The 15,294-nt window shown below is 71.9% G+C and carries 13 protein-coding genes, 1 tRNA gene and 1 pseudogene; 6 read left to right on the plus strand and 9 right to left on the minus strand.

Annotation, left to right across the window (positions count from 1 at the left end; all coding sequences use genetic code 11):
* Positions 1 to 21: 21 nt before the first annotated feature.
* Together nrtL and BFF76_RS15485 are read right to left on the minus strand one after the other, a co-directional pair.
* Positions 22 to 1,086, minus strand: a complete 1,065-nt coding sequence (gene nrtL, locus BFF76_RS15480) for an ArgS-related anticodon-binding protein NrtL (RefSeq protein WP_031091474.1) — start codon at positions 1,084 to 1,086, stop codon at positions 22 to 24.
* 77 nt (positions 1,087 to 1,163) lie between these two features.
* Positions 1,164 to 1,634, minus strand: a complete 471-nt coding sequence (locus tag BFF76_RS15485; protein ID WP_078850528.1) for a response regulator — start codon at positions 1,632 to 1,634, stop codon at positions 1,164 to 1,166.
* A 205-nt stretch (positions 1,635 to 1,839) separates the two neighbouring features.
* Between BFF76_RS15485 and BFF76_RS15490 the strand changes: the two genes are divergently transcribed.
* The 4 genes from BFF76_RS15490 to BFF76_RS15505 all read left to right on the plus strand — a co-directional run bounded on the left by BFF76_RS15490 (position 1,840) and on the right by BFF76_RS15505 (position 5,088).
* A tRNA-Arg gene (locus BFF76_RS15490) sits at positions 1,840 to 1,911 on the plus strand.
* 270 nt (positions 1,912 to 2,181) lie between these two features.
* Positions 2,182 to 3,180: an ArsR/SmtB family transcription factor gene (locus BFF76_RS15495; RefSeq protein WP_065848439.1), complete on the plus strand. Its 999-nt coding sequence runs from the start codon at positions 2,182 to 2,184 to the stop codon at positions 3,178 to 3,180.
* 155 nt (positions 3,181 to 3,335) lie between these two features.
* Positions 3,336 to 4,049, plus strand: a complete 714-nt coding sequence (locus BFF76_RS15500) for a C39 family peptidase (protein WP_031091471.1) — start codon at positions 3,336 to 3,338, stop codon at positions 4,047 to 4,049.
* A gap of 46 nt (positions 4,050 to 4,095) precedes the next feature.
* Positions 4,096 to 5,088, plus strand: a complete 993-nt coding sequence (locus tag BFF76_RS15505; protein WP_042836213.1) for an alpha/beta hydrolase — start codon at positions 4,096 to 4,098, stop codon at positions 5,086 to 5,088.
* 208 nt (positions 5,089 to 5,296) lie between these two features.
* Here the strand turns inward: BFF76_RS15505 and BFF76_RS15510 are convergent, their stop codons facing one another.
* The 7 genes from BFF76_RS15510 to ku form a co-directional block, all read right to left on the minus strand.
* On the minus strand, positions 5,297 to 6,517 hold the full coding sequence (locus tag BFF76_RS15510) for an ATP-grasp domain-containing protein (protein WP_141695606.1): 1,221 nt from the start codon (positions 6,515 to 6,517) through the stop codon (positions 5,297 to 5,299).
* Between the two features lie 836 nt (positions 6,518 to 7,353).
* Entirely contained in the window at positions 7,354 to 8,085 is a 732-nt protein-coding gene (locus BFF76_RS15515) for a DUF7873 family protein (protein WP_031091466.1), read from the minus strand.
* 77 nt (positions 8,086 to 8,162) lie between these two features.
* Positions 8,163 to 8,699 carry a DUF488 domain-containing protein gene (locus BFF76_RS15520; RefSeq protein WP_199831581.1) on the minus strand — a complete coding sequence of 179 codons (537 nt, stop codon included), beginning with the start codon at positions 8,697 to 8,699 and terminating at the stop codon, positions 8,163 to 8,165.
* Positions 8,700 to 8,764: 65 nt separating this feature from the next.
* Complete coding sequence (locus BFF76_RS15525; RefSeq protein ID WP_078958939.1) at positions 8,765 to 9,445, minus strand: formylglycine-generating enzyme family protein; 681 nt, start codon at positions 9,443 to 9,445, stop codon at positions 8,765 to 8,767.
* A gap of 112 nt (positions 9,446 to 9,557) precedes the next feature.
* Complete coding sequence (locus BFF76_RS15530) at positions 9,558 to 10,517, minus strand: D-2-hydroxyacid dehydrogenase family protein (protein WP_065848441.1); 960 nt, start codon at positions 10,515 to 10,517, stop codon at positions 9,558 to 9,560.
* 90 nt (positions 10,518 to 10,607) lie between these two features.
* Positions 10,608 to 11,891: an NERD domain-containing protein gene (locus BFF76_RS15535; RefSeq protein WP_065848442.1), complete on the minus strand. Its 1,284-nt coding sequence runs from the start codon at positions 11,889 to 11,891 to the stop codon at positions 10,608 to 10,610.
* Positions 11,892 to 12,191: 300 nt separating this feature from the next.
* A complete protein-coding gene (gene ku, locus BFF76_RS15540) occupies positions 12,192 to 13,301 on the minus strand; it encodes a non-homologous end joining protein Ku (RefSeq protein ID WP_065848443.1) in 1,110 nt (369 codons plus the stop codon).
* A gap of 59 nt (positions 13,302 to 13,360) precedes the next feature.
* Between ku and ligD the strand changes: the two genes are divergently transcribed.
* Positions 13,361 to 14,254: a non-homologous end-joining DNA ligase gene (gene ligD / locus BFF76_RS15545; RefSeq protein WP_053930486.1), complete on the plus strand. Its 894-nt coding sequence runs from the start codon at positions 13,361 to 13,363 to the stop codon at positions 14,252 to 14,254.
* Positions 14,255 to 14,435: 181 nt separating this feature from the next.
* Positions 14,436 to 15,294, plus strand: a pseudogene (locus BFF76_RS15550) (HEAT repeat domain-containing protein); the annotation flags it as partial.

Here is a 15,294-nt window from a genome sequence, read left to right on the forward strand (position 1 = left end):
TCTGCTCTGCTCTCTCGGTTCTCAGAGGTGTTCGGGCGCGCTGATGCCGAGCAGGGACAGGCCGCCTGCGAGCACCGTCCCGGCGGCTTCGGCGAGGGCCAGCCGGGAGCGGTGGGCGGCCGAGGGTTTCTCGTCACCGGCGGGGAGCGGCGGGCAGGCGTCGTGGAAGTCGAAGAAGGCGTGCGCCACCGTTTCGAGGTGCCGGGCGAGCCGGTCGGGGGCCTGGTGGCGGGCGGCGGCGGCGAGGACACCGGGGTGATCTGCGAGCGCGGTGTGCAGCGCGGGCGCGTCGACGTCCCTGTCGTATCCGGAGGTGAAGCCGAGCCGCTCCGCTTCGCGGCCGAGCGCACGGGCGCGGGCGTAGGCGTAGCGGACCAGGAACAGCGGATTGGCCTCGCCCTGTACGAGGAGGGCGTCGCCGAGGTGCGCGCGGTCGTGTCCGGCGGACCTCAGCAGGCCCCAGCGGGTGGCGTCGGCGCCCAGCCGCTCCAGCAGCTCCCCCGCCGTGGCCCCGGCCGGGACGGGCCGGGTCTCCGTGAGCGGGACGGGGGGTCGCCCGTGCGCGTCGACGGTGACACCGAGAAGCGCCCAGTCGGGGTCGGACGCCTCCTCACAGGTGGTACGCCCCAGGGCACCCTGGGCACGAAGCAGCTTCATCACCGTGCCGGCCACGACCGCTGCCCGGACTTCGCGCCGGTGGTGGAGCTGATGGACCTGCCCGGCGCACTCGGCACCCCACCCGTACCGCAGCCCCTGCTCCAGCACCTGGCGTACCCGTACGGAGCGGGAGGCGCCGTCGGCGGAGGCGTCGAGCGTGAAGTTCAGAAAGCCCGGCCCGGTGATCTCGACCCGTCCGATCCCGGGTACGCCGACGACCCGGTCCCGCAGCAGTGCGGCGACCTCCCGCGCCGGGAGTGCGGCGGGGCCGGCCAGCTGGAGGGCGACGGCGCAGGCGTAGTCGCCGCTGCCGCCGGGGCGTGTCCGCTCGACCCGCACGCTTCCGGGCACCGGTGCGCGCAGGGCGTCCTCGTCGACCGCGCGGCGCACAGCGTGCAGCACGGTCCGGGAGAGATCTGCGGGGGTCACGGGACAAGCGTATGGGAGGAAGGGGGGCACTTCGCCAACCGGTTTCGCCATACGGGCAGCCGGGACCCGACCGCGGGTCAGCCTGTGGTGCTCCCTGCCGTCCCCGCGCCGCGCCTGCCGTCGGACCGCGCGCGCTCCCCCCGGCGTGCGAGCCGGCGCACCATGCGCACCATCTCGCCCGGCTCGAAGGGCTTCGCCAGGAACGCGTCGACCCCGGTAGCCACCTCGTGGGGTGTGCACGCGCTGATGACGGCGACCGGAAGGTGCCCCGTCCTCGGGTCGGCGCGCAGCCGGGCCGCGGTCTGTATTCCGTCGAGCCTGGGCATCACCACGTCGAGAGTGATCACATCCGGGCGGACCTCGTGCACCAGGTCCAGGCACTCGACGCCGTCGGCCGCGGTCACGACCTCGAAGCCCTCCAGCTCGAGGTTGACCCTGATCAGCTGCCGGATGACCTTGTTGTCGTCCACAACAAGCACGCGGCCGTACGCCCCTGACACCCTTCGAGGGTAGGTCGAGCGGAAGAGCTGCGTCCGGGTTTTGCCCACTTCCGCCCCGGGAGGGGTGGCCGGGCTCCCCTGCGAAACAGCTTTCGGTGCCCGTCCTCCGGAGGCGGCACACGACCTCCCGCGCCCGTCCCCCGGACAGGCCCGACCGGCGACGGACCGGCGGGCCGACGCGGAAAAACCTGTGCCCGGACACCCCGCCGGAGCTGGTAGGGTTTCACTCGTCGCCGCCAAGCGCGGCGGCATCGCCCCCGTAGCTCAGGGGATAGAGCATCGGCCTCCGGAGCCGGGTGCGCAGGTTCGAATCCTGCCGGGGGCACTTCGAGAGAAGTGCCAAAAGACCTTCTGACCAGTGACCACACTGATCGGAAGGTCTTTTTCATTGTCCGGGACCGACGGCCTGCGCGAGGGGGCCCGCACGCGAGCGGTCTCTCTGCTCATCGGGGCCACGAGCCGGTCGAGCGGGAGTACGCCGCCCGAAGGCGGGGTACGGGGTCGACGCGGTAACAACCCGTGTCCGCCCGCTTGTTGCCCGGACGGACATGCCCGTGGTCTGCACGGCGCACCTTCACCTCTCGCCGGAGGGTCCATGTTGCGGGTGTACTTCACGTCCGAGGACCTGGCGCGGGTCCGGGTGGCCCCGGGGCCCGACTTCCTCTGGGAGATCACCAACAGCGTGCAGACCCTGCAACGCCGCGACGGCGAGCGGGTGTTCGGTGCCTGGCGGCACTGGGCCCGGCCGAGGCTCTCGGGTGACCGCACACTGCTGGCCGGTCTGCTGCCGCCCACCGGTTACTCCCCCGACTTCCTCACCCCCACATCCGGTGACCGCACCAGCCTGCGGGCGGCACTCGACGTCCTCATGAGCACTCCGCGCCCACGGCTGCGCACCGACCTGGCGCAGCTTCCGGCCTCACTTCGGCTGCCGGGCTGGGTGCGCTCGCTGGCGGCGGGTGACACCGATGCCCTCCAAAGGCTCGGCGATGCCCTCCACACCTACCAGCTGGAGGCGCTCGCGCCCTACTGGCCGCGTGTCCACGCGCACATCGACGCCGACCGTGCCGTCCGGCTGCACAGCCTCCTCGACCGGGGCACCGAAGGGCTGCTGGCCGGCCTCGGTCCGCAGATCCGCTGGCGGCCCCCCGTACTGGAAGTCACCTACCCCGTCGACCAGCAGCTCCATCTGCGGGGCCGGGGCCTCGTGCTCCAGCCGTCGTTCTTCTGCTGGCCCACGCCGACCACTCTGGCCGACGGCGCGCTGCCACCGGTCCTGGTCTATCCCATCGACCACGCGGTGGACTGGGCCGGGCCCCTTCCCGACGCACGCCCCGGTCAGGGGTCCGGCCCCCTGGGGCCGCTGCTCGGGCATACGCGTGCCGGCATACTGCGCGCCGCCCTCACCGGCTGCTCCACCGTCGAGGCAGCCCGCCTTCTGCGGGTGACCCACCCGGCGGTCAGCCAGCACGTCAACGTGCTGCGCGCGGCCGGCCTGATCACCACGGTCCGCACGGCCGGGCGGTCCTTCCACCTCGCCACCGAGGAGGGACGCGCCCTGCTGGCCGTCGAGGGGCGGCCCGGGCCGGTGTAGCGGAACGCGCGGAAGCCCAACTCCGGTCGTAAGCCTGAACTTTCGCCGCTTGCGGCCCCATGGGCACGGGAATCACGCTGGTCCTGCTCTCGCACACGACCGGGCACCCCCACCGTCGCGCCCTCCCTCACGGGCCCGTCCCCCCAGGAGCTCCCATGCGTAAGAGATGTGTGTCCGCCGCGATCGCAGCCACCGCCATCGGGGTGCTGCTGCAGCCGGGCACGGCCCACGCGTCACCCGTGCCATCCGCCCCCTCCGTGTCCGTGGGCGCCCACGGCTCGAAGGCGGGTACGGCCGTCCTCAGCGGGTTCGACGAGCCGGGCAGCCGTCTGAAGGTCGACTCCGGGCGCACCAGGAGCGCGCACTGGCTCCAGATCGACTACCAGGTCCAGGAGACCGGGTACTGGTGCGGCCCCGCCGCCACACGCATCGCCCTCTCGGCCCGGATGGCCCCTCCCGGCCAGGGTGATCTCGCCTGGCAGCTCGGCACCACCCAGGCGGGCACGGATCACATCGGACAGGTGACCGGCGTACTCAACGCGAACCTGGGCGGCGGCTGGTACGAGACCAAGGAGATGCCGAACGATCCGCCCACCCAGGGCCAACGGGACCTGCTGTGGCACGACATCGTGTTCGACATCGACCGCAACTACCCGCTGGTGGCCAACATCGTGGCCCCGCCGGGCAACCAGCCGCCCGGCTATCCCTCCAACCAGACGATCTACCACTACTTCACCGTCTTCGGCTACGACGAGGTGGACCGGACCGTCCTCATAGCCGACCCCGCTTCCTTCAGCGGCAACCAGATCTACTGGATCTCCTTCGACCAGCTCGCCACGCTGATCCCTCCGAAGGGGTATTCCGCCTGACCGCCCCCGTCAGTGCCCTCCGCGTCGTTCCCTACTCCAGGAGATCATGTTGAGCACGCACCGCCCCACCCGCAGGAACGTCATCAGGGCCCTCGGCTCGGTCACCGCCGCGACGGCCCTCGGCGCAGGAGGCGTCCTGGCCTCGGCGTCGTCGGCCGCCGCGGCAGGCGACGGCTTCGGGCTGCGCATCGTGGGCCACGACGAGCGCGACCCCCGGATGTGGTACTACCGCTTCGCGACCGACGCGATCGGCTGGGATCCGGCGGTCAACGTCCTGCTCCCCGACGGCTATCACAGCAGCGGTCGCTCCTATCCGGTCCTCTACCTCTTCCACGGCGGCGGCACGGACCAGGACTTCATCACCTTCGACCGGATGGGCATCCGCGCCTGGACCGCCGGGAAGCCGGTCATCGTCGTGATGCCCGACGGGGGCCATGCGGGCTGGTACTCCAACCCCGTCAGCTCCAACACGGGCGCCCGCAACTGGGAGACGTTCCACATCGCCCAGCTGATCCCGTGGATCGACGCCAACTTCCGTACGTACGCCGAATACGACGGCCGGGCCGTCTCCGGCTTCTCGATGGGCGGCTTCGGCGCGCTGAAGTACGCGGCCAAGTACTACGGCCACTTCGCCTCGGTGAGCGCCCACTCCGGGCCGGCCAGCCTGCGCCGCGACTTCGGCCTGGTCACCCACTGGGCCAACGCCTCCTCCGCGGCCGTGGAGCTGGGCGGGGGCACGGTCTACGGCGCGCCGCTCTGGGACGAGGCCAGGGTCACCGCGGACAACCCCGTGCAGCGCATCGAGAGCTACCGCAACAAGCGGGTCTTCCTGGTCGCGGGCACCAGCCCGGACCCGGTCAACTGGTTCGACACCGTCAACGAGACACAGGTGCTCGCCGGTCAGCGGGAGTTCCGGGCGGGCCTCGGCGCGGCCGGAATCCCGCACGAGTGGCACGAGGTGCCCGGCGGGCACTTCGTGCGCCCCGACCTGTTCCAGCGTGATCTGGACGGCATCGTCGCCCGGCTCCGCAAGGCGTAGGGGCCTGCGAAGTCACTGAACGGCCGCCCTTGAGCGCGTGGCGCGACTGCAGCGGGACGGAGAGACGCCGCCGCACGCGGTGCACGGGCTGCCCGCCGCTCGGGTGGCCGAACGCCGGAGCGTGACGGTGCACTGCTGCGCAGCGCCCGTCACGCACGGACCGTCGCGGGGCCAGTCCGGGCCGTGAGCGGATCTCCGCCCGTGCGGGTCACTCGAAGGTGAAGGTGAAGGCCGAGCGGACCTGTTCGGCGATCTTGTGCAGGTCGGCGACGCTGTCGGCGGCGATCAATGCCTCGGCGAAGTGGTTCTCCCGGTCCATCGTCACCACGCGGAAGTTCTCGAAGAGGTAGCCGTCCACCACCCCGGGAATCCGCATGAGCTCCTCGACGGAGGTGGCGCTCGCCAGGGTTCCGACGCGGTCGGCCTCGAAGGGGAGCATGGCCAGCAGCTCGGTGCCGCCGGTCGTCGCCTCGGCCAGGACGCCGTCCAGGTGCTCGCCGAGCGCCATGCGTACCGACATGTCGATGGAGTCGACACCGCAGGCCCGCCGGGTGGCGTCCCGGTACGAGCGGCCGCCGGGGCGCGGGTTGATCTCGACCAGTTCGCAGGTGCCGTCCGCGCGCGCCCGCCCTTCGACGTGCAGCCAGCTGTCCCCCAGCCCGATGGAGGCGCACAGCGCCCCGACCCGCTCCGACAGCTCGCCCACGGCAGAACGCACATGCACGGAGACCGGAGGCGAGATGAGGAGTCCCGCGTCGTGGTGCCGCCCGTTGTCGTGCCCCGTCTTCTCGACCTCGAAGAGCGGATGGAACCGGCCGTCCAGCACCGGCCCGTCGACGGAGAACTCGATGCCGTCGATGTACTCCTCCACGATGACGGCCGTCTCCGGACCCGCGGCGGCGGCCAGCTCCTTGAGGCAGGAGACGAGCTCGGCAGCGTCGTCGGCGCGGCGGACGAGCCGTGAAGCGCCGGAGTCCTGGTCGGGCTTGACGATGACGGGGTACGAGGTGACCGCGTCCGTGTCGAGGGAAACGGCGGTGCCGGTCGCGTAGGCCAGCGAGGACAGGCCACGATCCGCCATGGCCGCCCGTACCCGTGCCTTGCTCAGCAGGACTTCACGGCCCTGCTCTGCCCCCGTCAGTCCGTAGTGCCGCGCCGTGCGCACCTGCCAGGAGATCAGCGAGTCCACGAAGTTGACGACGGCTGTCGGCTCCACGCCCGCCGCCCCGACCGCCGCCACCAGCTCCTCCAGACTCGCTGTCTCCCAGTCGACCACGACGTGGGCCGCGCAGTGGGCGCGGTTGACGTCCTCCGGCTCGTCGGAGACCAGGACCGGGCGGCGTCCCAGTTCGACGAGCATGCGCGAGACGAAGCGCACCCCGCCCTCGCATCGCTTGGAAAAGATCAGGACGTCTCGGTCTTCAGCCACGTCGTTTCTCGCCTTCTGTCTCTGGGGAACGCGGTGCCGGGTGGTGAACGGCCGCTCAGGGGGCGGGAGTCTGCTCGTCGACGGCCTCTCCGGGCGCCGCTCGTACGCCCATCGCGCGGGTCCGTTCAGCGGGGGTGGCGGAATGTAGCGGGGAGAGTATCAGCCAGAACGAGACGTACAGATACGAGACCCCGACGGCCCGGACGGCGCGGCCGGCCCCGAGGCGTCCGGGAGGGCCCCGCCGGCGAACGCGCCGACCGGCAGCGTCCCCAGGGCCACGAGCCGGTATTCCTTGGCCTGGGCACGTCACCGTCGTCCGTTCCCGGATGCGGCGGTGGCCCGCAGGGGTCCGGAGGCCCTCAGGTCTCACAGCCGGAAGAGGCGGGACGTGACGGAGCCCGGGAGTCGTATCCAGCTCCCGGGCCCCTGGGGTTGCCACCCAATTGCGCTTGCCAGCGCCGTTTAAGAGTGCGGATCAGTCGTCAGACCGTCGCGTTCTTCCTTTGAACTACCGCGCCGCGTAGAGGCGCAGGCCGGATTCGAACCAGCATTCAACGGTGTTCGTCCGTACTCGGTCGATCTGGCAGTCGGCGGCGATACTGAAGCTGGAGCGAGAGTCTGAGATTGATCGCGGCTGCCTCTGCCATGTTGGGCCACCCCGGCCTGTGGTGCCGGGGGGAGGACTCGAACCTCCACCGTTACCGCGTCTTCAGGCTGAACGTCAGTTTCAGCTTGCGCTCATCACACGGGGCGGACCTCAATTCCGCCTCGTGCATGGTGCGCACCCCCACGGCTAGGCGCGGGGGCGTTCTGGGGATGCCGCCTCGCGTCCGGCGTCAGCCGAACAGGTAGCCGAACACCGCGTCGCCGACCCGCCGGTCGGTGACCTCGGCGCCGTTGGCCTCCTCGCGGGCGAACTTCACCGCGTGCTGGAGCTTCTCTACCCGGTCCAGCAGCTCGTTCACTCGGCGCGCCGGAAGCGCTCCGGAGAACTTCACGGTGGTCCAGTACCCGATGGGAACGTCCTCGTAGTACACGTCGACCTGCGCCGGGTGCTTGTCGGTCGCCTCGGCCTTGACGTGGTTGCGCGGGACCTTCTTCGTCCGGATGGTGCGGACCGGGTCCGTCTTCCACCAGTCCGTCGACGGGTCGAGCGACCAGGACTCGGAGGCGTCCAGGACCGGAAGCTTCTTGACGAAGGTGTGCAGGTCGGTGAGCTGCTTCTCCAGGAAGAGCAGGTAGCTGACCGGGACTTCGCCGACGACCGTACGGCCGTCGACGACGACGTCCGCGCGGGCCGAGCAGTTGGCCCAGTCCTTCGTCGCGGTCACGTCGAACAGCCGGGTCAGCGACGCGGACATCTCGCGCAGGGCCTCCTCGGCCTTGATCTGCACCCGCGTGGACTCGGGCGGAAGCTGCTCGCCCTCCTCGTCCTTCGGCTGGTACGTACGCGAGATGCCGGCCAGCAGTGCCGGCTTCTGCACCTTGTGGTGGGCCGCGGTGATGTCCTGGAGCGACTTGCTCTTGACACCCTTCTCCACGGCGATGATCTGGTTGAGCTTCGCCACTCCGCCCCCTTCGAATGATCAGGAACGTACCTCACGCCCCCTCGATCACCCGAACGGTTTTCCGCCGGGGACAGCCCTCACGGCGCCGGATATGTCACCCTGCCCTGCTCGTCGATGTGCGGCTCCGCCCCCCAGGCACCCGGTTCGTGCACGCGCGTCCCGTCAGCGCCCATGATGTGCCGGACCGTCCAGCCGCGGGCGGTGAGCGTGTTCGCGATCAGCAGGCGGTGGCAGCGCCACGGCACCGGCTCGCCGCACATGACGGCGACGCGGGCGCGCTCAGCGAGGCCGGTCAGAACCGTGATGCCGTGCTCGTACGCCGGGAGCAGCGTGTAGTCGGCGTAGTTCTTGAAGCTCCGGTTGTGCCAGCCCGCGTTGACGGTGGGGTCCACGTCCTGTTTGCGCCGCCGGCCGCCGAGCTCGTCCAGGTACACGTAGTCGATCCCGGCCCGCTCCAGCCAGCCGCGCATCGCGTCCCCGGAGAACTGGGGGCTGCGGCGTGAGCCGGGGTGCGCCCGGACGTCCGCCAGTACGTCGACGCGCTGGGCGTCCAGGAAGCCGGTGAACGTCTCTTCCGGGTACGTCCAGTGCCCGATCGTCCAGATCTCAGCCACCCGGACATGATGCATCCCGCCGCCCCAAGGGGGCCGCACGCGACCCCGCGGCGTGCCCGCGCCGCTCAGCTCGTGTTCCGGGCCATCCGGAAGCCGAGGTCGTCGATCGCGAACGTCGGGTGGCTGCGGCGGCGCACCGTGGCGCCGCAGCCGCGCTCCGCCTCCGCCCAGCCGCCGCCCCGGAAGGTGCGGTAGTCGCCGTAGACCTCCACGTCGTAGAGGTCCCAGCACCACTCCCAGACGTTGCCCAGCATGTCGTACAGACCCCAGGCGTTCGGAGACCTGCCGGCGACGTCATGGGCCCGGCCACCGGAATTGCCTTCGTGCCAGGCGATGGCGTCGAGTTCGCCGTAGCGGTAGCCGGTGGTGCCCGCCTTGCAGGCGTACTGCCACTCCGCCTCCGTGGGCAGGCGGTAGCCGTCGGCGGCCGGGTCGCGGGCCACCTCGCCGCTCCGTGCGTCGCGGGAGTAGACCGGGGCCAGGCCGACGCGTGCCGAGAAGCGGTTGCACAGGTCGACGGCGTCGAGCCAGCTGACGTTCGTCACGGGCAGGGCATGGGACACGGCGGGATCGGGGTCCGTACCCGTGAGCGCCCAGTACTGACCGAGGGTGACGGGAAGGCGGGCGAGCAGGAAGGGCTGGACGGTCTCCTGCCACTGTGCTCCGCGGCGGTCGTCCCGGAGATCGACGGTGCCGGCAGGTATCCCGACCATGATTGCGGCCGTCTCGTCGTCGAGCAGGCCCACGCGGTGCCTCCCTGTCCGAAGGGCCGAAGTGCCCCCGCGCACAGACTACTTCGGCGGGAGCGCGGCCGCCGGGAAACCCGGTCCCTCGATGGAGCCCGGAAGCGGCACCACCTCAGCCGAGCCGGCGGACGGGCTCGCCGTCGAGGTAGGCGCGGATGTCCTCGACCGCGTCCCCGTAGTACGCCGCGTAGTTGGCCTGCGAGACGTAACCCAGGTGCGGTGTGGCCAGGAGGCGCGGCGCGCTGCGCATCGGGTGGTCCGCCGGGAGGGGCTCGACGTCGAACACGTCGACTCCCGCCCCCGCGATGGCCCCTCGGCGCAGTACGTCGAGCAGTGCGTCCTGGTCGATGATCGCCGCCCGGGAGGTGTTGACCAGATAGCTGCCGGGCCGCATCAGCCCGAGCTCCTTCGCGCCCAGCAGCCCACGCGTGCGCTCGCTCAGCACGAGGTGCACGGAGACGAAGTCGCTGGTCTCCAGCAGCTCTTCCCTGGTCGCGGCGAAGCCCGCACCGGCCTCCGCGGCACGCTCCGGGGTCAGGTTCGCGCTCCAGGCCACCACGTCCATGCCGAAGGCGCGGCCGACCGCGGCGACCCGGCTGCCGATCTTCCCCAGTCCGAGAATCCCGAGCCTGCGCCCGTACAGATCAGCCCCGACGGTGGACTGCCAGGGGCCGTTGTTCCGCAGGGAGCCGGCCTCCGTCACCAGCCCTCGCGCCAGTGCGAGCAGCAGGGCCCAGGTGAGCTCGACGGGCGGGGTGGCCGTGCTGGCGGTGCCGCAGACCGTGACCCCGTGCCGTTCGGCGGCGGCGTAGTCGATGGACGTGTTACGCATGCCGGAGGCGACGAGCAGCCGCAGCCGGGGCAGCCGGGCGAGCAGCGTGGCGGGAAAGGGCACGCGCTCCCGGAGGGTGACGACGATGTCGAACCCGGCCAGGCGCTCGGCCAGTTCGTCCTCGGTGGCGCAGTGCCCGGCGAAGCTGACCACGTCGACGTCGTCGGCCACGGGCGACCAGTCGGCGGCGGTGGCCGCCACCAACTGGTAGTCGTCGAGCACGGCACAGCGGAGTTTCAAGGCGTCTTCCCCTTCGTCGGCACGGCGATGGCGCGGCACTTGCACCGGCACCGCGGCAGCACCGGGGAATCTACCGGCCGCGTCCCGGCCTCACCCGTCCAGCCAGGCCTCGCCGTTGCGCGCGACGTCGTAGACCCGCTCCACCTGGGTGGCGGTGAGGCCGCCCCTCAGCGGCGCGAGAGCGGACACCTGGCGCTCCCGGTAGACGCTTGTGCCGGGCGGGGTGGCGACCACTTCCAGCGCGGTGACGCCGGTGAACACGAGCACGGTCCGCACGGGCACGTCGAAGGCGCAGTACGCCTCCAGAGCCTCCCGGGCCCGCGGGGCACCGGCCCGGCCGTCGAGCTCGTACGGCTGGGGCGTGCCGTCGTCGATCCGCAGGGTGCCGTCCCCGATCCGCACGGATGCCCCGGGGTGGTGCTCGGTGCTCACGGCGAACACACCGCCGGGGCCGATGAGCAGGTGTCCGATCTCCGTGCCGTCCGGCAGAGGCACGGAGTGCAGGACCCGCCAGCCGTGCCGGGTCAGCCGCCTGAGCTCGGCCCCCACCCTCCGCTCCCCCGCGAGGGCGCCACGGCGCGGGTCCACGTCCTTGTGCCGCCGCAGCGCCCCGGTGGCCGCCCGTACGAGCGCCCCGGGACCGGTCTCGCCGAGCTGCTCCCGGAGCCCCGCCCCGGGCCGCCGAGACGCGAGGTCGTTCGCGGGGGTCAGCGCGGGGAGTACGGCCGGCCGCCGACGGCGCTCCGGCAGGGGGCCGGCCGCCTGGTCCGGCACGGGCGTCCGGTCCGGCTCGGGCGCGGGGCCCTGCCCGGTCACGGAGTCCGGCTCGGGCGCTAGGCTCTGCCCGGTCACGGAGTCCGGCTCGGGCACGGTGACCGGCTCCACCGCGGCTACCGGGCCCGGCGCGTGCGCCATGCCCGGCGCGTGCGCCCCGTCCGGCGCGTGCGCCCCGTCCGACTCGTACGCCACGTCCGACTCGTACGCCACGTCCGACTCGTACGCCACGCCCGACTCGTACGCCACGCCCGACTCGTACGCCACATCCGGCGCGGCCGCCGTCATCGGCTCGGCCGCAGGCGTCGGTTCCCGCGCGGCGCTCCGTTTCCGTATCCCCCTCATCGGTGGAATCCGCGGGACCTGCGGCGGGGTCCGCGGCGCCTGCGGACCGGTCGGAGCGTCCTCACCGACGAGCGCCGGCAGGTCCGGGACCTGGCGCGCGAGCGCGTCGGTCACGGCGTCGCGGTAGCGCGGGTGCAGAACCGTGATCGTGCCGCTTCCCCGGTCCGCCCAGCCGATCGCGGTGCCGTCCGGCAGGTTCACGTAGAGCCGGTCGTGCCCGAAGAGCTGCCATGACGTGACCTTGAGATCCTGCATCGTGCCCCCTCTGTTCACCCTTCCGGCATCCTTGCTTCCCCCAGGCTGTACGGCGGGCCGGTTCCCGCACAGGGCGCAGAGCGGGGCGCGCGGAGTCGGGAGCACGGCGTTCCGGAGCAGTCCGGGCCCTGTGTGCCCCGGCCCGCTCCGTCGCCCCGGTCGGACCAGGGAGAGGCCGGGCGCCGATCAAGCGTTCATCATGGTCCGCGCTTCGTCCCTGATCCTGGAAACGGCCGTTTCGTCACCTGTACGAGCGGCATCGACCACGAGATCGGGCCACGGCCGCCGCCGTCGCACGCGTCACGCCGAGGTGCGCCCGCGCGTGCCCCGGGCGGCCTTCTTCGCCGCTGGCTTCTTCTCTGCGGCCTTCTTCGCGGCAGCCTTCCTGGCCGGTGCCTTCTTCGCAGCCGGTGCCTTCTTCGCGGGTGCCTTCTTCGCCGCGGGCTTCTCCGCCGCGGACTTCTTGGCCGGTGCCTTCTTCGCCGGAGTGCCCCGCGCCTCCCCCTCCTTCGGTGCCGCCTTCTTCGACGGGGCCCGCTTCGAGGACGAAGCCCCGGTCTTCTTCGCACTGCCGCTGCGGCCGGAGCCGATGGGGTGGACCTCCGCGACCTCGCCCCCGTGTCCGCCCGCCTCCCCGTGGGACTCCTTCGCCGCCCGCACGCTGCTCTCCAGAGCCGCCATCAGGTCGATCACCTTGCCCTCGGGCTCCTCGGCCCGCTCCTCCGCCACGGGTTCACCCGCCGCCTTCGCCGCGACGAGCTCCTCGACCGCCTCGCGGTAGTCGTCGTGGAGCGTGTCCAGGTCGGCATCGCCGAGGGTGTTCATCAGCGCGTCCGCCAGGTCCAGCTCCGCGTCGCGGACCTTGACCCCGGCTTCCGGGGCGACGCCTTCCGGAGCGCGGATCTCGTCCGGCCACAGCAGGCCGTGCATCGCGATCACGTCGTCGACCACCCGCAGCATGCCGAGCCGTTCCCGCCCGCGCAGCGCGTACTTAGCCACGGCGACCTTGCCACTGCGCCTGAGGGCCTCGCGCAGCAGGGCGTAGGGCTTGGCGGCCGGGACGCCGTTGGCCGAGAGGTAGTAGGCCGAGTCCAGCTGGAGGGGGTCGATCGCCGAGGCCGGCACGAATCCCTCGATCTCGATGGTCTTGGCGGTGGGGAGCGGGAGCGAGGCGAGGTCCTCGTCGGTCACGGGGATCACCGTGCCGTCGGCGTCCTCGTACGCCTTGACGGTCTCGGAGGCGGGCACCTCCTCCTCGTCCAGCTCACAGACCTTGCGGTAGCGGATCCTGCCGCCGTCGGAGAGGTGGATCTGCCGGAAGGAGATCGCGTGGTTCTCGGTGGCGTTCATGAGCTTGACCGGGATGCTGACCAGACCGAACGAGACGGAGCCGTTCCAGATGGACCTCACCGTTCACCCCTTACGCCCGCTATGAGCTCATCCACACGATTTCATGTGATTCTTATCGTATGACGCCGATCACGGAGGTGGAGGGGCGGCGCCTGGCGCTCAGCAATCTCGACAAGGTGCTGTACCCGGCCACCGGCACCACCAAGGGCGAGGTGCTGCACTACTACGCGGCAACGGCGGCGGAGGCCATGCTGCCGCACCTGCGCGACCGCCCGCTGTCCTTCCTCCGCTACCCGGACGGCCCGGAGGGGCTGCGTTTCTTCACCAAGAATCCGCCGCCCGGCACACCCGACTGGGTGCGCACCGCCCCGGTTCCCCGCAGCGACGACCCCGACGCCCGTCAGGTGCTCGCCCAGGATCTGCCCTCGCTGATGTGGGCGGCGAACCTGGTGGTGGAGTTCCACACCCACCAGTGGCGGCAGGACTCCCCCGCCGTGGCCGACCGGATGGTGTTCGACCTGGACCCCGGGCCGCCCGCGAGCGTCGTCGAGTGCTGTGCGGTGGCCCTCTGGCTGCGGGAGCGGCTGGCGCGGGACGGGCTGCCCTCGTACGGGAAGACCTCGGGCTCCAAGGGCCTGCATCTGCTCGTCCCCCTGGAGCCCACCCCGTCCGGGGAGGTGACGGCCTATGCGAAGACGCTGGCCCTGGAGGCGCAGGCCGCGCTGCCCGGTCTGGCCGTGCACCGGATGACGCGTGCGCTGCGCCCGGGAAAGGTGTTCGTGGATTTCAGCCAGAACGCGGCGGCGAAGACCACCGCTGCCCCGTACACCCTGCGCGCGAAGGGCAGCCCGACCGTGTCCGCGCCGGTCACCTGGGACGAGATCGAGGCGTGCGGCGCGCCGGACGACCTTCTCTTCCTGGCCGGTGACATGGCGGCGAGGCTGGAGCGGCACGGGGATCTGCTCGGCCCGCTGACCGACCCCGGGCAGGCCAGGCCCCTGCCGGGGGGCTGAGGGGCGCCGTGGGGGCAGGGCGCACACAGCACCTTCACAGCCCGGGTGGCCACGGTGAGGAAAGGCCACAAGTGGAGGGTGGAGCGTCCTGGCCGTGGTGCACACTCGGCGCAGGCGCCGCTTCGCGGTCACGGTTTCCGCCGTGTCCTGGTGCGGAGGGAAGACACGGGGAGGGTGTGGCGTGTTCACGGGGATCGACGAGGTCGACTGGGCCTCGATGGACCATGCCTACGGCCCGGCCGATGATGTGCCGGGGCTCCTGTACGGACTCGCCTCCGCCGACCCGGCGGAGCGGGAGAGCGCGCTCGACGGGATGTACGGCGCGGTGCACCACCAGGGCGATGTGTACGCGTGCACGCTCGCGTGCATCCCGTTCCTCTTCGAGCTGGCCGTGGATCCGGGCATACAGGACCGGGGCGGCGTCGTCGAGCTGCTCACGAGCATCGGCGGCATCGATCTGGACGAGGACGACGAGAGCGAACTGGACGAGCTGGACGAGGACGAGATCGAGGGTGTGGCGAACTACGCGATGGCCGCGGCCGCCGTGTCCGCCGGGTCCGCGGTGTTCTTCGAGCTGGTCGCCGACGACGATCCGGGGGTGCGGCTCGCCGCACCGCTGGCCCTGGCCACGCTGCACGGCCGGCCGGAGAGGGTGCTCACGCTGCTGCGGGAGCGGCTTCCGGTGGAGGCCGACGACGAGGTGCGGCTCGCGCTCGTCGAGGCCGCCGGCCGGATCGCTCTGCGCCACCGGCCGCTGGCGGGGGAGGCTGCCGACTGGCTGAGCCGGCTCGCCGCCGAGGCGCATCCGCCCGGGCTTCGGCTCGCGGCCCTCTCCCAGCTGGCCAGGTGTGCACCGGACGCGCTGCCCGGTGACGTCGTACGGGTGGTGTCGGGGCTGCTGCGGGAGCTGCGCTCCCGCTCCTTCCTGCCGGAGTCCGCCGCGGCGAGGATGCCGTGTGGTGACGAGGCCGCGGCGGACCGGGCGACCTCGCCGACGCTGGTGGGTCAGCTGCGTGAGCTGTCGGCCGAGGAGTCCGCCG

This window comes from Streptomyces mutomycini, from assembly GCF_001700505.1.
Lineage (GTDB): Bacteria > Actinomycetota > Actinomycetes > Streptomycetales > Streptomycetaceae > Streptomyces > Streptomyces mutomycini.